The organism is Streptomyces durocortorensis, from assembly GCF_031760065.1.
GTDB lineage: Bacteria > Actinomycetota > Actinomycetes > Streptomycetales > Streptomycetaceae > Streptomyces.
Map to the genome: position 1 here is coordinate 1,573,829 of NZ_CP134500.1, position 18,694 is coordinate 1,592,522.

At 72.0% G+C, this 18,694-nt stretch carries 20 protein-coding genes and 1 riboswitch; of the genes, 11 read left to right on the forward strand and 9 right to left on the reverse strand.

Annotated features, from left to right (window positions below; genetic code table 11):
* The first annotated feature begins 3 nt into the window (after positions 1-3).
* The 3 genes from RI138_RS06935 to RI138_RS06945 all read left to right on the forward strand — a co-directional run bounded on the left by RI138_RS06935 (position 4) and on the right by RI138_RS06945 (position 3,185).
* Positions 4-615, forward strand: coding sequence for a TetR/AcrR family transcriptional regulator (locus RI138_RS06935; RefSeq protein WP_096629340.1), 612 nt, complete (start codon positions 4-6; stop codon positions 613-615).
* Between the two features lie 365 nt (positions 616-980).
* Positions 981-1,598, forward strand: coding sequence for a DUF4126 domain-containing protein (locus RI138_RS06940; RefSeq protein WP_311119197.1), 618 nt, complete (start codon positions 981-983; stop codon positions 1,596-1,598).
* Positions 1,599-1,679: 81 nt separating this feature from the next.
* Entirely contained in the window at positions 1,680-3,185 is a 1,506-nt protein-coding gene (locus RI138_RS06945; protein WP_179500205.1) for a phytoene desaturase family protein, read from the forward strand.
* Between the two features lie 112 nt (positions 3,186-3,297).
* Here the strand turns inward: RI138_RS06945 and RI138_RS06950 are convergent, their stop codons facing one another.
* The 6 genes from RI138_RS06950 to RI138_RS06975 form a co-directional block, all read right to left on the reverse strand.
* On the reverse strand, positions 3,298-4,206 hold the full coding sequence (locus RI138_RS06950) for a hypothetical protein (RefSeq protein WP_311119198.1): 909 nt from the start codon (positions 4,204-4,206) through the stop codon (positions 3,298-3,300).
* Between the two features lie 49 nt (positions 4,207-4,255).
* The gene (gene metF / locus RI138_RS06955; RefSeq protein WP_096629334.1) at positions 4,256-5,173 is read right to left on the reverse strand and encodes a methylenetetrahydrofolate reductase [NAD(P)H]; all 918 of its coding nucleotides are present in this window, start codon (positions 5,171-5,173) and stop codon (positions 4,256-4,258) included.
* Positions 5,174-5,300: 127 nt separating this feature from the next.
* Entirely contained in the window at positions 5,301-5,951 is a 651-nt protein-coding gene (gene thiE / locus RI138_RS06960) for a thiamine phosphate synthase (RefSeq protein ID WP_096629332.1), read from the reverse strand.
* Between the two features lie 75 nt (positions 5,952-6,026).
* Positions 6,027-6,392 carry an Rv2175c family DNA-binding protein gene (locus RI138_RS06965; protein ID WP_311119199.1) on the reverse strand — a complete coding sequence of 122 codons (366 nt, stop codon included), beginning with the start codon at positions 6,390-6,392 and terminating at the stop codon, positions 6,027-6,029.
* 81 nt (positions 6,393-6,473) lie between these two features.
* Positions 6,474-7,718 (reverse strand): NAD(P)/FAD-dependent oxidoreductase, encoded by a 1,245-nt coding sequence (locus RI138_RS06970; RefSeq protein WP_311119200.1) that lies wholly within the window; start codon positions 7,716-7,718, stop codon positions 6,474-6,476.
* Between the two features lie 29 nt (positions 7,719-7,747).
* Complete coding sequence (locus RI138_RS06975; RefSeq protein ID WP_311119201.1) at positions 7,748-8,089, reverse strand: hypothetical protein; 342 nt, start codon at positions 8,087-8,089, stop codon at positions 7,748-7,750.
* A 63-nt stretch (positions 8,090-8,152) separates the two neighbouring features.
* Positions 8,153-8,265, forward strand: a riboswitch (TPP riboswitch).
* Here RI138_RS06975 and thiO point away from each other — a divergent pair.
* The 5 genes from thiO (at position 8,263) to RI138_RS07000 (ending at position 13,475) form a co-directional block, all read left to right on the forward strand.
* Positions 8,263-9,456 carry a glycine oxidase ThiO gene (thiO, locus tag RI138_RS06980; RefSeq protein ID WP_311119202.1) on the forward strand — a complete coding sequence of 398 codons (1,194 nt, stop codon included), beginning with the start codon at positions 8,263-8,265 and terminating at the stop codon, positions 9,454-9,456. It overlaps the preceding riboswitch by 3 nt.
* A complete protein-coding gene (gene thiS / locus RI138_RS06985) occupies positions 9,453-9,692 on the forward strand; it encodes a sulfur carrier protein ThiS (protein ID WP_096629324.1) in 240 nt (79 codons plus the stop codon). The genes thiO and thiS overlap by 4 nt, the downstream gene beginning before the upstream one ends.
* 2 nt (positions 9,693-9,694) lie before the next feature.
* Entirely contained in the window at positions 9,695-10,489 is a 795-nt protein-coding gene (locus RI138_RS06990; RefSeq protein ID WP_311119203.1) for a thiazole synthase, read from the forward strand.
* Positions 10,490-10,604: 115 nt separating this feature from the next.
* Complete coding sequence (gene pknB, locus RI138_RS06995; RefSeq protein WP_311119204.1) at positions 10,605-12,551, forward strand: Stk1 family PASTA domain-containing Ser/Thr kinase; 1,947 nt, start codon at positions 10,605-10,607, stop codon at positions 12,549-12,551.
* 6 nt (positions 12,552-12,557) lie between these two features.
* A complete protein-coding gene (locus tag RI138_RS07000; protein WP_311119205.1) occupies positions 12,558-13,475 on the forward strand; it encodes a deoxyribonuclease IV in 918 nt (305 codons plus the stop codon).
* On the opposite strand, the gene RI138_RS07005 is transcribed toward RI138_RS07000, so the two are convergent.
* On the reverse strand, positions 13,442-14,074 hold the full coding sequence (locus RI138_RS07005) for a sulfite oxidase-like oxidoreductase (protein ID WP_311119206.1): 633 nt from the start codon (positions 14,072-14,074) through the stop codon (positions 13,442-13,444). The two genes, RI138_RS07000 and RI138_RS07005, sit on opposite strands and share 34 nt — an antisense overlap.
* Before the next feature lie 158 nt (positions 14,075-14,232).
* Here RI138_RS07005 and bfr point away from each other — a divergent pair, with 158 nt between their 5' ends.
* Positions 14,233-14,712 carry a bacterioferritin gene (gene bfr / locus RI138_RS07010; RefSeq protein ID WP_007451289.1) on the forward strand — a complete coding sequence of 160 codons (480 nt, stop codon included), beginning with the start codon at positions 14,233-14,235 and terminating at the stop codon, positions 14,710-14,712.
* 4 nt (positions 14,713-14,716) lie between these two features.
* Here the strand turns inward: bfr and RI138_RS07015 are convergent, their stop codons facing one another.
* Both RI138_RS07015 and RI138_RS07020 read right to left on the reverse strand, forming a co-directional pair.
* Complete coding sequence (locus RI138_RS07015; protein ID WP_096629317.1) at positions 14,717-14,959, reverse strand: (2Fe-2S)-binding protein; 243 nt, start codon at positions 14,957-14,959, stop codon at positions 14,717-14,719.
* A 164-nt stretch (positions 14,960-15,123) separates the two neighbouring features.
* The gene (locus RI138_RS07020; RefSeq protein WP_179500206.1) at positions 15,124-16,470 is read right to left on the reverse strand and encodes a class II 3-deoxy-7-phosphoheptulonate synthase; all 1,347 of its coding nucleotides are present in this window, start codon (positions 16,468-16,470) and stop codon (positions 15,124-15,126) included.
* A gap of 114 nt (positions 16,471-16,584) precedes the next feature.
* Here RI138_RS07020 and RI138_RS32365 point away from each other — a divergent pair, with 114 nt between their 5' ends.
* Together RI138_RS32365 and RI138_RS07025 are read left to right on the forward strand one after the other, a co-directional pair.
* Positions 16,585-16,653, forward strand: a complete 69-nt coding sequence (locus RI138_RS32365) for a trp operon leader peptide (RefSeq protein ID WP_107403777.1) — start codon at positions 16,585-16,587, stop codon at positions 16,651-16,653.
* A 94-nt stretch (positions 16,654-16,747) separates the two neighbouring features.
* Complete coding sequence (locus RI138_RS07025; protein ID WP_311119207.1) at positions 16,748-18,694, forward strand: anthranilate synthase family protein; 1,947 nt, start codon at positions 16,748-16,750, stop codon at positions 18,692-18,694.

The window sequence follows — 18,694 nt, forward strand, 5'->3', positions numbered from 1 at the left end:
GTCATGGAAAGCAGCGGCACGACGCGGCGCCAGGCCACGCGGCAGAGGCTCTACGAGGCGGCGGTGACCCTCATCGCCGAGAAGGGCTTCTCGACGACCACCGTCGACGAGATCGCCGAGCGGGCCGGGGTCGCCAAGGGCACGGTCTACTACAACTTCAAGAGCAAGACCGAGCTGTTCGAGGAGCTGCTCCGGCACGGCGTGGGGCTGCTCACCGCCTCGCTGCGGGCCGCCGCCGAGGAGTCTGCGGAGCGCGGTGGCACCCGGGTCGAGGCCCTGGACGCGATGATCCGGGCCGGGCTCGACTTCATCGACCGCTACCCGGCCTTCACCCAGCTGTACGTGGCCGAGCTCTGGCGCACCAACCGCGCCTGGCAGTCCACGCTGCTGGTGGTACGTCAGGAGGCCGTCGCGGTCGTCGAGGACGTGCTGCGGGAGGCGGTGCGCACGGGTGAGCTGAGCGAGGAGATCGACATCCCGCTGACGGCCGCCGCACTGGTCGGGATGGTGCTGGTGGCGGCGCTGGACTGGCAGGCGTTCCAGCCGGAGCGCTCGATCGACGAGGTCCACTCGGCGCTGTCCCTGCTGCTGCACGGGCGGGTCAGCGGGCACTGAAGCCGCCCGGGGCGTGCGGTACCGGAAAAGCCGAAGACGCCGGCCGCTGGAGTTCGCGTCCCCCGTGAACTCCATCGGACCGGCGTCTTCCGTGCTGCGGAAACCCGTTTCCCGTGACCCCGTATGTCCCCCGTGGTCCCCGGGCCTCCGTCGTGCACCCCCGTTGCGTCGGGGGAACCGCGCCGTTCCGCCGCCCCGTGCCGGCGGTCCTGGCGCAGCGCCCCTTCCGTGGTCATCACTCTGCCGTCCGCGCAGGTGGGGGCCTATCCGCGCAGCTACTCATCTGTGTCCCTAGGTACGGATACTCAGGGCTGCGCGCCGGACCCCATCCCGGGCGTGGCGAGGGGGTCGTTACGATCACCTCCGTGTCCGTAATCCCCCTGGTGTTCACAAGCGGCTGGGCGAGCGGGATCAACGCCTATGCGGTGGTCCTGTTGCTCGGCGTCTTCGGCGCGACCGGAGTGTCCGACGAGGTGCCCGCCGCACTCCAGCGCACCGATGTCCTGATCGTGGCCGGTGTGCTGTTCCTCTGCGAGGTGGTCGCGGACAAGATCCCCTATGTGGACTCGGTCTGGGACACGGCGCACACCGTGATCCGGCCGGTGGCCGGGGCGGTGGTGGCCGCGCTGCTGGCCGGGGAGAGCGGTTCGCTGCCGGAGCTGACGGCGGGGGCGATCGGCGGTTCCACCGCGCTGATGAGCCACCTGGTGAAGGCGGGCACGCGGATGGCCGTCAACACCTCCCCCGAGCCCTTCAGCAACATCGGGATCAGCATCGCCGAGGACCTCGGGGTCGCGGGGATCGTCACCTTCGCCATATTCAATCCGGTCGCGGCCGCGGTGATCGCCGGGGTTCTCCTGGTGCTCGGGATCGTCATAGTGATCTTCCTGGCCTCGCGCATCCGCCGCTTCCTGCGCCGCCGGGCACAGCGCCGCGAGGAGAAACGCCTGGCGGGAACGGGTGGCACCTGGCCTCCCGGCTGAGAGCCCGCCGAGTGTCCGCCATCCGGCCGAGGACACCCGGCGGGCTCTCAGCTGTCAGTGGTGGTCGCTAAAGTCGGCGGCATGGCACGAATTGCGGTGATCGGCGCCGGGACGGGCGCCATGGCGGCGGCGGCCCGGCTCGCCGTGGCGGGCAACAAGGTGACGGTGTACGAGCGCTCCACGAGCTACGGCGGCTCGGTCGGCCGCCATGCGCACGAGGGCTTCGTCTTCGACACCGGTCCGGGACTGCTGCATCTGCCCGCCGTCCAGCGGGACCTCTTCGTGAAGACCGGCAAGGAGCCGCTGGAGCAGTGCGTCACACTGACCCAGGTCGATCCGGCGAGCCGCCACGTCTTCGCCGACGGCACCGCGGTGTCCCTGCCCAACGCGTCCCGGGCCGGGGTGGCCGACGCTCTGGACGGGGCCCTCGGCGCGGGTGCCGGTGAGCGCTGGAGCGGCTTCATGGACCGGGCGCGGGACGCCTGGGACCGGTCTCGGCGGCCGTTGCTGGAGGAGCCGCTGCGGGCGGACCACCGGGTGCTGGCGCGCGACCCGTATCCGGCGCTGCGGCAGCGCCGTCTGCTGCGCGGGGCCCGGCAGGCGGGCACGGTCGCGGAGATCGGCGCGTGGGAGCTGGCTGACCCGCGCCTGGCCGCCCTGCTCGACGGGTACGCGCTCTCCTACGGTCTCGACCCGCGCACCGCCCCCGCGAGCGCGGCGCTCCTGCCGTACATGGAGCAGACCTTCGGCAGCTGGTACGTGATGGGCGGGATACGGGAGCTGGCCCGGGCGGTGTACGAGCGGTGCCTGGCCCGGCGGGTGGAGTTCGTCTTCGGGGCCGAGGTGGTCCGGGTCGTGGAGAAGGACGGCCGGGCGGCGGGCGTGGAGCTGACGGGCGGTGAGGTCGCCGAGGCCGACCGGGTGGTGCTCGGGGTGCGGCCGCGCCCCGGTCTGGTGCCGGGTCAGCAGCTGTGGGGCGCGGACGACGTGGCGGTCAGGGAGGCTGCGGTGCCGGGACGGTTCTCGGTGCTGCTGTCCTTGCGCGGGGCCCGGGAGGCGGACGCCGTGCACCGGACCGTGGTGCACAGCGCGGACGGGGCGGCGGAGCAGGAGGCGGTGTTCGGGGGCCGGGTCGCCGAGCACCCCACGGTGACGGTGCTGCGGCCCGACGACCCGGCGACCCGCCCGGACGCGGCGCACGAGGCGGTGACGCTCACGGCGACGGTGGCGCCGCAGGGCCCGGTCGACTGGACGGACCCGGCGCTGCGGCAGCGGTTCACGGACGTCCTGGTGGAGCGGGCGGGGGCAGCCGTTCCCGGGCTGCGGGAGCGCGTCCGGTGGACGGAGGTCCGTACGCCGGCGGAGACCGAGGCCGAGACGGGGGCCGAGGGCGGTGCGGTGCCGCCGCCCGCGCTGGCCGGGGCCGGCGGCGCGCAGCTGCACCCGGGCAACCTCACCCGGCTGCCGGGGCTGTATCTCGCGGGCGGCTGGTCTCACCCGGGCGGCGGGCTCGCGCACGCCGGGATGTCGGGGACGCTGGTGGCCGGACTCATCGTGGAGGGGGACGACTTCCGCGGCTCCCGGTGAGGAGGGGCGCCGTCCGGCATCTGCTTGCGCCCGGCGGCCGCCCTTGAGCCCCGCTGCAACCCCGCAGCAATCCCGCTGCCGACGGAGCGATCCCTCGGCAGCGGTGCGGTTCTCAGTAGCGGTACTGCTCGTTCTGGCCGGTGTCGTAGCCGTTGCCGTACGGAGCGGGCTGTGCGGGCTGCTCCGGGGGCATCGGGGGGTAGTGCTCGGCGTCGCGCTGCTGCGGGACCCACACACCGCCGGGCGGTGTGTCGGTGCCGTAAGCCTCCGCGCCGTAGCTCTGGGCGTAGGGGTCGGCGTACTGCTGCTGGCCGCCCTGGCTGTCGTTGCCGTTGCCGTAGCTGTCGTAACCGCCGTAGGAAGGGCTCGGGCTGGTGGTGCCGATGTACGGGTCGGAGTAGGCGGCGTAGCTCTGCTGCCCGGTGCCGTAGTCGTATGTTCCGGCGTAGGGGTCCTGGGCGGGCTGCTGGTCGTAGCCGGTGTAGGGGTCGTACGAGGCGTAGTGCGGCTGGGCCGAGGGGCCCGCCTCCTGGCCGGTGCCGTTGGTGCCGTTGTCGAAGCCGGTGTCGCCGTACACGCCGTACTGGCCGGTGTCGTCGGGAAGCGGCTGCGGTTCGTGGACGGACTCCGCGGGCGGGGCGGCCGGGGGCTGGTCGTAGCCGGGGGCGGCGCCCTCCAGGTCCGAGACTTCCAGGTCCGAGACCTCCAGCGTGGGTTCCTTCACGGCGGCGCGCCCGCCGCCCTTGCGGCGGCGGCTCTCTCCCGGGCTGCCCCCTATGGCCCAGCCGGTGGAGAAGCCGCGCCGGAAGGAGAGCGTGACGAAGGTCTGGCCGGTGGCGAAGGCGAGCGTCCCGATGACGATGACCGGGACGGAGGCCAGCAGCACGCCGACGACCACGCCGAGGAATCCGGTGAAGGCGAGGAGCCGCCACCGCAGTCGTGCCTTGTACTGAAGCAGTACCTCGCCCAGCAGCCAGAGCGCCACCAGGCCGAATGCGATGTAGAGGACCGTCCAGCCCACGCCCGCCCCCTCCTTCGGCCGCAGCCGCTCGGGGGGCGGGTACGGCCGGTCACGACTGCTTGTGCAGTCCGAGTTTCTCGTAGATTTCGAGCGTTGCCGTCGAGTTGTTGAGCGTGATGAAGTGCAGTCCGGGCACACCTTCGGACAGCAGCTCCGCGCAGAACTCCGTTGCGAACTCGATGCCAATGGAGCGTACAGCGGCCGGATCGTCCTTGGCTGCGAGGATGCGCTCTTTCAACGACGCGGGCACGGTCGCGTTGCTGAGCTGGGGGAACTTTTCCAATTGCTTGACGCTGGTGAGCGGCATGACCTCGGGGATCACGGGCGTTTCACAACCCGCAGCGACCACCCGGTCACGCATCCGGAGATAGTCCGCCGGACGGAAGAACATCTGGGTGATCGCGTAATCCGCTCCGGCGCGGCACTTGTCGACGAAATGACCGATGTCGGTCTCCCAGTCGGTGGACCGGGGGTGCATTTCGGGGAATGCGGCGACGCCGACGCAGAAGTCCCCCGCTTCCTTGATGAGCCGGACGAGGTCGGCCGCGTACTTCACGCCCTGCGGGTGCTCGATCCACTGGCCCATCGGGTCGCCCGGCGGGTCGCCGCGGACCGCGAGGATGTTCCTGATGCCCGCGTCGGCGTACTGCCCGACCATGTTGCGCAGCTCGGCGACCGAGTGGTTGACCGCGGTGAGGTGGGCGACCGGGGTGAGCGTGGAGTCGGCGGCGATCTCCTGGGTGGCCTTGACCGTCCCGGCGCGGGTCGAGCCGCCGGCGCCGTAGGTCACGGAGACGAAGCTCGGGCGCACCGCCTCGACCCGGCGCAGCGCGTTCCAGAGGTTCCGCTCGCCCTTCTCGGTCTTGGGCGCCCAGAACTCGAAGGAGTACGAGGTCTTGCCGGTCGCGAGCAGGTCACGCACGGTACGCGCGTGGTCTGTCCTGGTGGAGGGGGTGCCGAGGGCCATAAGGCGAGGTTAACCAGGGTGTGGACACTCACCCAACCAGAGCAGGGGACTTTGTCTTGTTTTGCCGGACTGTTGTCCACTCCTCGGACAATCGCCCCGAGATTCCCTCGACGGAGGTGAGGGGACTTCAGTGCGCGCGGGCCCTGATCCGCTTCGCCAGACCGGCGGTGGCGGTGGCCGGGTCGTCGGCCTCGGTGATCGCCCGGACGACGACGATCCGGCGGGCCCCGGCGTCCAGCACCTGGTCCAGGTTGTCCGCGTCGATCCCGCCGATGGCGAACCAGGGGCGCGGCTGGTCGAGCGACGCGGCGTAGCGCACGAGGTCGAGGCCGGGGGCGTACCGGCCGGGCTTGGTGGGGGTGGGCCAGCAGGGGCCGGTGCAGAAGTAGTCCACGCCGTCCTGGGCGACGGCGGCGTCGACCTCGGACTCGGCGTGCGTGGAGCGGCCGATCACCCGGTCCGTGCCGATGATCGCGCGGGCCGCGGGGACCGGAAGGTCGCCCTGGCCGAGGTGCAGGACGTCCGCGCCGATGGCGTGGGCCACGTCCGCGCGGTCGTTCACCGCGAGCAGCTTGCCGTGCCGACGGCAGGCGTCGGCGAACACCGCGAGGTGCTCCAACTCCTCGGCGGCCTCCATGCCCTTGTCCCGGAGCTGGACGATGTCGACACCGGCGGTCAGCACGGCATCCAGGAAGGCGGGGAGGTCCCCCTGCCGCTTGCGGGCGTCCGTGCACAGGTAGAGCCGGGCATCGGACAGCTGCTCGCGAGGCGTGGGCATGGTGTGGCTCCCCCGTGGTCGTGGCGGTGTGCGGGCCGCGCCCGGCGGCCCGCACACCACTCTCTGTCGTGTCGGTCAGACGGCGAGCGCCTGGGCGCGGCGCTTCACCTCCGTACCGCGATTCTCGCTCAGGGCCTGCGCGGGGGTGCCGGGCAGGGTCGGGTCGGGGGTGAAGAGCCACTCCAGCATCTCTTCGTCGGAGAAGCCGTCGTCCCTCAGGAGGGTCAGGGTGCCGGAGAGGCCCTTGACCACCTTGTCGCCGTCGATGAAGGCGGCGGGCACCTGAAGCGTCCGGTTCTCACCACGGCGTACGGCGATGAGCTGGCCTTCCTTGACCAGCTGCCGTACACGCGTCACCTCGACATCGAGCATTTCCGCGATGTCGGGAAGGTGGAGCCAGGCGGGGACGAGAGCATCGGTCTTTGCGTCAATCTCGGTCACAGGGACAAGCGTGCCACCTGGGACTGACAGTCGGTAGCCGGGTCCGACCGTACGGGGGTCGGGCACGAGGGGCCCCGGTCGTCACAGGGCAGCGGACTTGAGCGGTACGGCCGGGTCGGCGGCCCGCTCCGGGTCGAGGACGGCCCCCGATTCGATGAGCTTGCGGCCCTGGGCGAGGTCGCGCGGGCGGCCCACGGCGAGCACGGCGACCAGTGCGCCGTCGCGCAGCCAGCACACCGACCAGGCGGCCTCGGCCCCGTCCCCGCGCCACAGCAGGGTGTCGGCGTGCGCGTGGTGGCCCGCGTACTGCACGAAACGGCCGAACTGCTCGGACCAGAAGTACGGGACGGGGTCGTAGACGGGCATCGGCTCGCCGTTCTCGGCGGCCAGGATCGCGGCGGCCACGGTGCGCGGGCCCTGGAGGGCGTTGTCCCAGTGGTGGACCAGCAGGCGTGCCCCGTAGCGGGCGGAGGGGAAGGAGGCGCAGTCGCCGACCGCGTACACATCGGGCAGCGAGGTGCGCAGCGCGCTGTCGGCGGTGACCGAGCCGTCCGGGCCGAGCGCGACCCCGGACCCGGCGAGCCAGCCCGTGGCGGGGCGGGCGCCGATGCCGACGACCACGGCCCCGGCGGGCAGGGACCGGCCGTCCGCGAGGACCACGGCCCCCTCCTCGACGCGGTCGACCCGGGCGCCGGTGAGGAGTTCGGCGCCGCTCGCCGCGTACCAGTCGGCCATGGGCGCGGCCACCTCGGCGGGCAGGGCGCCCGCGAGCGGGCGGGCGGCGGCCTCGACGACGGTGACCGAGCAGCCCGCGGCGCGGGCGGCGGTGGCGAACTCCGCACCGATCCAGCCCGCGCCGACGACGACCACGTCGTGCTGCCGGTCCAGGACGGGCCGCAGCCGGGCGGCGTCGTCCAGGGTGCGCAGGAGATGGACGCCGGGCACGCCTTCGGAGCCGGGCAGGGTGACGGGCTCCGCGCCGGTCGCGAGGACCAGGACGTCGTAGCGGACGGGCCCCTCGACGGTGTCCAGGACGTGGTCGGCGGCGCGCAGGGCCGTGACGTCAAGACCGAGGCGCAGGGTGATGTCCAGGGCCTCGAAATCCACGTCGAAGGCGGAGTCCTCGGCCTTGCCGAGCAGGACAGCCTTGGACAGGGGCGGGCGGTCGTAGGGCTGGTGGGGCTCGGCGCCGATCAGGGTGACGGCTCCGGTGAAGCCCGCCTCCCGCAGGGCCACGGCGCTCTGCACCCCCGCCATGCCCGCTCCGACGACCACGACGTGCCGGGTCCGCTGTCGCGTCGCGTGGTGTTCCGTCTGCTCGCTCACACGTACCAGTCTATTCATCTGACGTACCGTCAGATAACGGCTTCCTCCACCACGCTCGTTCCGCTGCCCTCCTGGGACTCCCATTCCCAGCGCTCCTCCAGCCGCACCCTGCCGTCCGCGAGGTCGACGACGGTGGAGACGCAGTGGCCGGAGGATGTCGTTCCGTCCCGCTTGAGCTGGACGTAGCGGAAGTCGAGCGCGTCCCCGTCCCGGGTGCCGACGAGATGGCCGCGGACCACGTCGCCACCCGCGTACTCGGCCCAGATCCGGCCGTCCCGCTCGTGGTAGGTGAAGCGGGTACGGGCGCCCACCTGGCCCGGGGCCTGGTCGGCCACGGGCGAGAGGACGAGTCCGTCGAGCGAACGGGCCACGGTGGCTGCTCCCTTACTGGCGGCCTTACTGGCCATGGGCGGGTGGGTTTAGGGTGGCCAAGGTAGAACACTCGCGGGAGCCCGGACGCACCGGGCTGAGAGGGAGGCTGGACGGCCTCCGACCGTACGAACCTGATCCGGGTCATGCCGGCGAAGGGAGGGGCTGGACACCCATGCGCGTCTCGGGGAAGACCTCCGGATCCGACGGATCCGACGTCCTCGTCATCGGGGGCGGAATCATCGGCCTGGTCACCGCCTGGCGGGCCGCCCAGCGCGGTCTGCGGGTCACGGTGGCCGATCCCGGTCCGGGCGGCGGCGCCGCCCGGGTCGCGGCGGGCATGCTGGCCGCCGTCACCGAACTGCACTACGGCGAGGAGACGCTGCTCGGGCTCAGCCTCGCCTCCGCCGCCCGCTATCCGGCGTTCGTGGCGGAGCTGGAGGAGGCGAGCGGCCAGGACACCGGCTTCCGCGCCTGCGGCACCCTCGCGGTCGCCCTGGACGCCGACGACCGCGCGCATCTGCGCGAACTGCACGCCCTCCAGGAGCGTTCGGGCCTGGAGTCGGTCTGGCTGAGCGGCCGCGAGTGCCGCCGTCTGGAGCCGATGCTGGCCCCGGGCGTCCGGGGCGGGCTGCGGGTCGACGGCGACCACCAGGTGGACCCCCGCCGCCTCGCCGCGGCGCTGCTGACCGCGTGCGAGCGGGCCGGGGTCGGCTTCCGCAGGGCGGCCGCCGAGCGGCTCACGGTAGCCGGGGGCCGGGCCGCCGGGGCGCTGCTCGGCGACGGTACGGAGTTCGCGGCCGACCAGGTCGTGCTCGCCGCGGGCAGCCTCAGCGGCCGGCTCGCGGGGCTCCCGCCGGAGCTCGTGCCGCCGGTCCGCCCGGTCAAGGGCCAGGTCCTCCGGCTCACCGTGCCCCCGGCGTACGCCCCCTTCCTCAGCCGCACCGTGCGCGCCGTGGTCCGCGGCGGCCACCTCTATCTCGTACCGCGCGAGAACGGCGAGCTGGTCGTCGGCGCCACCAGCGAGGAGATGGGCTGGGACACCACGGTGACCGCGGGCGGGGTGTACGAGCTGCTGCGCGACGCCCACGAGCTGGTGCCCGGCATCACCGAACTGCCGCTCACCGAGACCCGGGCCGGTCTGCGCCCCGCATCGCCCGACAACGCACCGCTGCTCGGCCCGACCGCCCTGCCCGGCCTCCTGCTCGCCACCGGCCACCACCGCAACGGGGTCCTGCTGACACCCGTCACCGGTGAGGCGCTGGCCGACGCCCTGACCACCGGCGAGCTGCCCGAGGTGGCCCGCCCCTTCGCCCCCTCCCGCTTCGCGCCCGCCGCCGCCCCCGTACTCCAGGAGCAGCCCGTATGACCCAGCAGCCCACCGCACCGGAACCCGCCGCCACCGTCTCCGTCTCCGTCAACGGCGCGGCGCGTGCCGTTCCCGCAGGGACGGTTCTGGACGCCCTCGTGGCCACCCTCACCCCGGCCCGCTCGGGGGTCGCCGCCGCTGTCAACGAGAGCGTCGTCCCGCGCAGCCAGTGGGCCGCCACCACGCTCGGCGAGGGCGACCGCGTCGAAGTGCTCACCGCCGTACAGGGAGGCTGACCGTGTCCGACGACGTCTTCACACTGGGACCGGCCACCTTCGGCTCCCGGCTCATCATGGGCACCGGCGGGGCGCCCAGCCTGGAGGTCCTGGAGCGCTCGCTGATCGCGTCCGGGACCGAGCTGACCACGGTCGCGATGCGCCGGCTCGACCCGACCGTGCAGGGCTCGGTCCTCTCGGTGCTGGAGCGGCTCTCCATCCAGGTCCTGCCGAACACCGCGGGCTGCTTCACCGCGGGCGAGGCCGTGCTGACCGCCCGGCTGGCCCGGGAGGCGCTCGGCACCGACTGGGTGAAGCTGGAGGTGGTGGCCGACGAGCGGACCCTGCTGCCCGACCCGATCGAGCTGCTGGACGCGGCGGAGATCCTGGTCGACGACGGGTTCACCGTGCTGCCCTACACCAACGACGACCCGGTCCTCGCCCGGAAACTGGAGGACGTGGGGTGCGCGGCGATCATGCCGCTCGGCTCCCCCATCGGCTCCGGGCTCGGCATCCGCAACCCGCACAACTTCGAGCTGATCGTCGAGCGGGCCGGGGTGCCGGTGATCCTCGACGCGGGGGCCGGGACCGCCTCGGACGCGGCACAGGCCATGGAGCTGGGGTGCGCCGCTGTGATGCTCGCCTCGGCGGTGACCCGGGCCCAGGAGCCGGAGCTGATGGCGGGCGCGATGCGGCACGCGGTGGAGGGCGGGCGGCTCGCGTACCGGGCGGGCCGGATTCCGCGCCGCCACTTCGCCGAGGCCTCGTCACCCGCGGAAGGGCGGGCCGTGCTCGATCCGGAGCGCCCGGCGTTCTGAGGCCGTCGCCCGCTCCCCACCTGGGGTCGTGTCCCGGTCACGGATCGGCTGCAGAACCGCCCCGGGAGTGCCCCGGACCGTCCGGAGCGCCGGCGGCGGCTCGTAGACTCTCCGGGTGGACACGACCCTCCAGGACCCTCTCGTAGGGCAGCTGCTCGACGGCCGGTATCGCATTGAGGCGCGCATCGCCGTCGGCGGGATGGCCACGGTCTACCGGGCCGTGGACACCCGCCTGGACCGGGTGCTCGCCCTCAAGGTGATGCACCCGGCGCTCGCCACCGACGTCTCGTTCGTCGAGCGTTTCATCCGTGAGGCCAAGTCGGTGGCCCGCCTCGCACACCCCAATGTGGTCGCGGTCTTCGACCAGGGCGCCCAGGGCGCGTACGTCTACCTCGCGATGGAGTACGTCGCGGGCTGCACCCTGCGCGATGTGCTGCGCGAGCGGGGCGCCCTGAAGCCCCGGGCGGCCCTGGACATCCTGGAGCCGGTCCTCGCCGCGCTGGGCGCAGCGCACCGGGCGGGGTTCGTACACCGGGACATGAAGCCGGAGAACGTCCTGATAGGGGACGACGGCCGGGTCAAGGTCGCCGACTTCGGCCTGGTCAGGGCGGTCGGCACGGCCACGGACACCACCGGTTCGCTACTGGGCACGGTGTCGTATCTGGCCCCCGAACAGATCGAGCACGGCTCGGCCGACACCCGCAGTGATGTGTACGCCTGCGGGGTCGTGCTGTACGAGATGCTGACCGGCACCAAGCCGCACACCGGCGAGAACGCCGCCCAGGTGATCTACCAGCACCTCAACGCCGATGTCCCGGCCCCGTCCGCCGTCGTGCCGGGGCTCCCCGTGGCGCTGGACAGCCTGGTGGCGAGCGCGACCGCACGCAATCCCGAGGTGCGCCCGCACGACGCGGTGCTGCTGCTGGCCGAGGCCCGGGAGGCCCGGGCCTCGCTGACCGACGCCGAGCTGGACGCCGTACCGCCGCAGGCGCTGTCGGAGGCGCACGACGGCGCGGACGACCGTACGAGCGTGATCCCCCGGGCTCTCCCGGCGAGCGGCGACGGCACGGGCAACAGCGCCGGCGACGGATTGCACCGCACGAGCCGTCTGGAGGCGCCGCCTCCGGGTCCCGCACAGCGGCGCGGGACGGGTCGGCGCGGCCCCTTCGGCGGGCCGCACCGCAAGCTGATCGCCGTGCTCACCGCCGTGCTGCTGACCCTGGGCGTCGGTGCGGGCGTCTGGTACATCAACTCCGGGCAGTTCACCCAGGTCCCCTCGCTGCTCGGCCAGACCCAGAAGACCGCCGAGCAGCGGCTCGCGGACTCCGGGCTCGGGCTCAAGGGCGTGGACCGGGTCTTCAGCGACACGGTCGAGCGGGGCTCGGTCGTCAGCAGCGATCCCGCGTCGGGCGAGCGGATCCGGGGCAACGGCTCGGTGCGGCTGGTCGTCTCGCGCGGCCCGGAGATCGTGCGGGTGCCCGATGTGGTGGGCAGCTCCCTCGCGGACGCGCGGCGTTCCCTGAAGAAGGTGGGCCTGATCCCCGGCATGGCGACCAGGGAGTTCAGCGAGGACGTGGCCCGGGGCGAGGTGATCCGCACGGACCCGCGCGCGGGCACCGACCGCCGCCCCGATACGGCGGTGGCCCTCGTCGTCAGCAAGGGCAGCCCCGTCGACGTCCCGGACGTCACCGGGCTTCCGGTCGAGGACGCCACCGCCGAGCTGGAGGCCGAGGGGCTCAAGGCCGAGGTGCTGCCCGGCCGGGTCCACTCCTCCGAGGCCGCGGGCGACATCGCCGAGCAGTCCCCGGGCAGGGGCGCCGAGGCCGCCGAGGGCGACACGATCCAGCTGACCGTCTCCAAGGGGCCCCGGATGCTGGACGTCCCGGACGTCACCGGACGGAACGTCGACGAGGCGCGGAGCACCCTGGAGGAGGCGGGCTTCGAGGTGAAGGTCGACCGGCCGTTCCTCTCCTTCAGCGACACGGTCGCGCGCCAGTCCGTGGAGGGCGGCGAACAGGCCCCCGAGGGCTCCACCATCACGATCAGGACCAAGGGGCTGTAGGACGACATGCGTAACCCTGTGGGCGGCCATGTACCGGTGGCGGGCGGTCTCGCCAAGGTCGGTCTGGAGTACGCCCGTGAGCTGGCGGCGGAGACCGTGCAGGTCTTCGTGGCCAACCCGCGCGGCTGGGCGACGCCCGCCGGGAACCCGGCCCAGGACGAGCTGTTCCGCGCCGAGTGCGCGGCGGCCTCGGTCCCGGCGTACGTCCACGCCCCGTATCTGATCAACTTCGGTTCGCACACCGAGGCGACCGTCGAGAAGTCCGTGGAGTCCCTGCGCCACTCGCTGCGGCGGGCCCGGGAGATCGGCGCGCTGGGCGTGGTGGTGCACACGGGGTCGGCGACCGGCGGGCGGCCGCGCGCCGAGGCGCTGGCCCAGGTGCGGACCCACCTGCGGCCGCTGCTGGACGAGCTGACGCACGAGGACGATCCGGATCTGCTACTGGAGTCGACCGCCGGGCAGGGGTCCTCGCTCTGCTCGCGGACCTGGGACTTCGGGCCGTACTTCGAGGCGCTGGACTCCCACCCGAAGCTGGGGATCTGTCTGGACACCTGCCACATCTACGCCGCCGGGCACGACCTGACCGGCCCCTCGGGGATGCGGCAGACGCTGGATCTGCTGGTGGACACGGTCGGGGAGGGCCGGCTGAAGCTGATCCACGCCAATGACTCCAAGGACGTGGTGGGCGCCCACAAGGACCGGCACGAGAACATCGGCGCCGGTCATATCGGGGCGGAGCCCTTCGGGGAGCTGTTCACGCACCCGGCGACCGAGGGCGTACCGCTGATCATCGAGACCCCCGGCGGCAAGGAGGGGCACGCGGCGGACGTGGCCCGGCTGAAGGCCCTTCGCGAGACCCGTCAGAGCGAGGCCCGTCAGAGCGAGGCCCGTCAGAGCTCGGGGCCGTCCCCGGGCTCCTCCTGATACGAATAGCGCTGCTCGCGCCAGGGATCGCCGATGTTGTGGTAGCCCCGCTCCTCCCAGAACCCGCGCCGGTCCGCCGTCATGTACTCGATGCCCCGGACCCACTTCGGGCCCTTCCAGGCGTACAGGTGGGGGACGACCAGGCGCAGTGGGAAGCCATGCTCCGCGGTCAGCAGTTCGCCGTCCTTGTGGGTGGCGAAGAGGGCGCGCTCCGAGGCGAAGTCGGCCAGGCGAAGGTTCGAGGAGAAGCCGTACTCGGCCCACACCATCACATGGGTGACATCGGGTGCGGGCGGTGCCAGGTCGAGCACCGTACGGGCGAGGACCCCGCCCCATTCGGCGCCGATCATGCTGAACTTCGTCACGCAGTGGAGATCGGCGACCACCGAGGAGAACGGCAGCGCCGAGAAGTCCTGGTGGTTCCAGCAGTGCTTGTCACCGTCGGCGGTGGCCCCGAAGACCCTGAACTCCCAGCGGTCGGGCTTGAACTTGGGAACGGGCCCGTAATGGGTGACCGGCCATCCGCGTTGCAGTCGCTGTCCCGGCGGAAGCTCGGACTGCTCTGATTCGCGGTATTCCCGGCTTTCCGGCTGACCCATGCCTCCATGGTGACAGACAGCCAGGGGTGGTCATGACCAGGGCGGACCCGCATCCGGGCAACTCGTACTAAGCGTGCACTTACTGGACGGCCGCTGAGCACGGTGCGAGGATCTGGCCAACTTGCCAGATCGATCACCGGTTGGAAGGAGCCTTTGCCATGCAGGGCGACCCCGAGGTCCTTGAGTTTCTCAATGAGCAGCTGACCGCCGAACTGACTGCGATCAACCAGTACTTCCTGCACGCCAAGATGCAGGACAACTTCGGTTGGACGAAGCTCGCCAAATACACCCGGGCCGAGTCCTTCGACGAGATGAAGCACGCCGAGATCCTCACCGACCGGATCCTGTTCCTGGACGGACTGCCCAACTACCAGCGGCTGTTCCACGTCCGGGTGGGCCAGACGGTCACCGAGATGTTCCAGGCGGACCGCCAGGTCGAGGTGGAGGCGATCGACCGCCTCAAGCGCGGTATCGAGGTGATGCGCGGCAAGGGCGACATCACGTCCGCGAACATCTTCGAGTCGATCCTTGAGGACGAGGAGCACCACATCGACTATCTCGACACTCAGCTGGAGCTGGTCGAGAAGCTCGGTGAGCCGCTCTACATCGCCCAGCTGATCGAGCAGCCGGAGAGCTGAACGCTCAGGCCGCGTCGGAGAGGACCGGGTGGGCCGCGGAGGCGGCCGCGGGCTCCTGCCGCTGGTCGAGCAGCTCGCGGCGCGGGCAGTCGCCGCGCCCCAGCAGGGCCTGGATACGGCGCACACAGCCACCGCAGTCCGTACCGGCCTTGCAGGCCGAGGCGATCTGGCGGGGGGTGCAGGCACCGGCGTCCGCATGCTTCTTGACCTGTGCCTCCGTGATGCCGAAGCAGGAGCAGACGTACATGCGGTTCACCTCCCTGCGGGTCGGTCACTGGCGCCGCCCCGGGTCTCTTTCGGTGAGGCTAACCTAACCTTACCCGTCCCTCAAGTGGCGTAAAAGTCCTGGAACGGCCTGTGGGGCACGGATCACATCGATCCGTGCCCCACAGGTGCGTCCAGTAAGGACTTCTACTGGTCGCGGTACATCTCGGCGACGAGGAAGGCCAGGTCGAGGGACTGGCTGCGGTTGAGCCGGGGGTCGCAGGCCGTCTCGTAGCGCTGGTGCAGGTCGTCCACGAAGATCTCGTGGCCGCCGCCCACGCACTCGGTGACGTCGTCGCCGGTCAGCTCCACGTGGATGCCGCCCGGGTGGGTGCCGAGGCTCTTGTGGACCTCGAAGAAGCCCTTGACCTCGTCCAGGACGTCGTCGAAGCGGCGCGTCTTGTGGCCGGAGGCGGCCTCGAAGGTGTTGCCGTGCATCGGGTCCGTCACCCACGCCACGGTGGCGCCGGAGGCGGTGACCTTCTCCACCAGCTCGGGGAGCTTGTCGCGGACCTTGTCGGCACCCATCCGGACGATGAAGGTCAGCCGGCCCGGCTCGCGCTCGGGGTCGAGGCGGTCGACGTAGCCGAGCGCCTCGTCGACGGTGGTCGTCGGGCCGAGCTTGATGCCGATCGGGTTGCGGATCTTCGAGGCGAACTCGATGTGCGCGCCGTCCATCTGGCGGGTGCGCTCACCGATCCAGACCATGTGTCCTGAGGTGTCGTACAGCTCGCCGGTGCGCGAGTCCGTACGGGTCAGAGCCGACTCGTAGTCCAGCAGCAGCCCCTCGTGCGAGGCGTAGAACTCGACCGCCTTGAACTCGGCCGGGTCGGTGCCGCACGCCTTCATGAAGTTCAGCGCGTTGTCGATCTCGCGGGCCAGGGCCTCGTAGCGCTGGCCGGAGGGCGACGACTTCACGAAGTCCTGGTTCCAGGCGTGGACCTGGCGCAGGTCGGCGTAACCGCCGGTGGTGAAGGCGCGGACCAGGTTCAGCGTGGAGGCGGATGCGTGGTACATCTGCTTCAGCCGCTGGGGGTCCGGGACCCGGGCCTCCTCGGTGAAGGCGAAGCCGTTCACCGAGTCGCCGCGGTAGGTCGGCAGGGTCACGCCGTCGCGGGTCTCGGTCGACTTGGAGCGGGGCTTGGAGTACTGGCCCGCGATCCGGCCGACCTTCACGACGGGTACGGAGGCGGCGTAGGTCAGGACGGCACTCATCTGGAGCAGCGTCTTCAGCTTGGCCCGGATGTGCTCGGCGGACACGGCGTCGAAGGCCTCGGCGCAGTCGCCGCCCTGCAGCAGGAACGCCTCGCCCTTGGCGACGGCTCCCATGCGGGCGCGCAGCTGGTCACACTCGCCCGCGAAGACGAGCGGCGGATACGACGCGAGGTCCGCGAGTACATCGCGCAGCGCCTCGGAGTCGGGGTACTCGGGCTGCTGCGCCGCGGGAAGGTCTCGCCAGGTGTTGCCACCGGCGGCGGAGGTATTGGCGTTCACGGTCACGGACACAACATTACGGGGTCGCGGAGCCCCTCCATTCGAACGCTCAGCAGATGAGACGTGAACCTCGCACTCTGTGATGTCCCCGTGACGTCCGCTAGGGTTCGGTTCATGTCGACGCGACAGATCCGGATCTCGATTCAGAACTGGTGGTGGACCGCTCATCCGGCGGCCCGCTGATTCATCGCGCTGACACTTCGCGAAGGCCGCCCGAGGGGCGGCCTTTCCCGCGTTGCGGAGCGGCCGTTCCTCCGTCCGGAAGGAACCTGCTCCCATGCCCCAGAACGCGCCCCGCCCCGCCTCCGAACTCCTCCGTCGGCTGCTGGCCGACGACGCCCCGCCGTTCGCCCTGCTGCGCCGCCGTACGCCCGGCCGTGACCACGATCACGTCGAACTGCTGATCGGCGAAGTGCGGCAGGTGGACCGGCTGGCCGATCTGCCGGTGGGCGCGTCGCCGGCGCTCGCCCTGGTGCCGTTCCGGCAGATCGCCGAGCGCGGTTTCGACGTGCGCGACGACGGGACGCCGCTGAGCGTGCTGGTGGCCGAGGAGACGCACGAGCTGGAGCTCGCGGAGGTGCTGGCGGCGCTGCCCGCCCATGACGTGACGGTGGAGGACCGCGGCTTCGATGTGGCGGACGACGTGTACGCGGACATCGTCCGGCGGGTGATCCGGGACGAGATCGGACAGGGCGAGGGCGCGAACTTCGTGATCCGGCGGACGTTCCGGGGCGAGATCCCGGGGTTCGGGCGGAAGGACGCCCTGGCGCTGTTCCGGCGGCTGCTGGCGGGTGAGCGTGGCGCGTACTGGACGTTCGTCGTGCACACAGGAGGCAGCGGTGCCGAAGGGGCCTCCGCTTCGGGGCGGCGGACGACGGGTGGGCGGACGCTGGTGGGGGCCAGCCCGGAGGTACACGTACGGATGTCCGGCGGGACGGTCGTGATGAACCCGATCAGCGGGACCTACCGCTACCCGGCCGAGGGGCCCACCCCCGAGGGCCTGCTGACGTTCCTCGGGGACCGCAAGGAGAGCGAGGAGCTGTCCATGGTGGTCGATGAGGAGCTGAAGATGATGTGCACGGTGGGCGACATGGGCGGGGTGGTGGTCGGGCCCCGGCTGAAGGAGATGGCGCACCTCGCGCACACCGAGTACGAGCTGCGCGGCCGGTCCTCGCTGGATGTGCGCGAGGTCCTGCGCGAGACGATGTTCGCCGCCACCGTCACCGGCTCGCCGGTGCAGAACGCCTGCCGGGTGATCGAGCGGTACGAGTCCGGGGGCCGCGGCTACTACGCGGGCGCGCTGGCCCTGCTGGGACAGGATGCGAACGGGGCGCAGACCCTGGACTCGCCGATCCTGATCCGTACCGCCGACATCGCTGCGGACGGCTCGCTGAAGGTGCCCGTCGGCGCCACGCTCGTACGGCACTCGGACCCGGAGAGCGAGGTGGCCGAGACCCATGCCAAGGCCGCCGGGGTGCTGGCCGCGCTGGGGGTGCGGCCGGGGCGGCCCGAGGCGGAGGCGGACCGTCCGCGGCTGGCGTCCGACCCCCGGGTGCAGGCGGCACTGGACGACCGGCGCGGCTCGCTGGCCCCGTTCTGGCTGCGGATGCAGGAGCGCACCCGGGATCTGGCCGGGCACGCTCTGGTGATCGACGGCGAGGACACGTTCACCGCGATGCTGGCCCATCTGCTGCGGGCTTCGGGGCTCGATGTGTCGGTGCGGCGGTACGACGAGCCGGGGCTGCGCGGGGTGGTCCGGGCGCACCCGGGGCCGGTCGTGCTCGGCCCCGGACCTGGGAACCCGGGCGACCTCACGGACCCGAAGATGCGGCTGCTGCGCGAGATCACCGCCGAGCTGGTGCGGGACCACCGGCACGGGCTGCTGGGGGTCTGCCTCGGGCATGAGCTGATCGCGGCCGAGCTGGGGTTGCCGATCGTGCGCAAGGCGGTGCCGTACCAGGGGGCGCAGACCCGGATCGAGCTGTTCGGGCGGCCGGAGACGGTGGGCTTCTACAACAGCTTCACCGGGCGGTGCGACGGCCCGGCCGCCGCCGAGCTGGCCGCGCACGGCATCGAGGTGAGCCGGGACGAGGAGAGCGGTGAGCTGCACGCGCTGCGCGGGCCGGGCTTCGCCTCGGTGCAGTTCCACCCGGAATCGGTGCTGACCGTGCGGGGCTCGGTGATCGTGACGGAGCTGCTGGCGGGGCTGCCCGTGCCGCGCTGA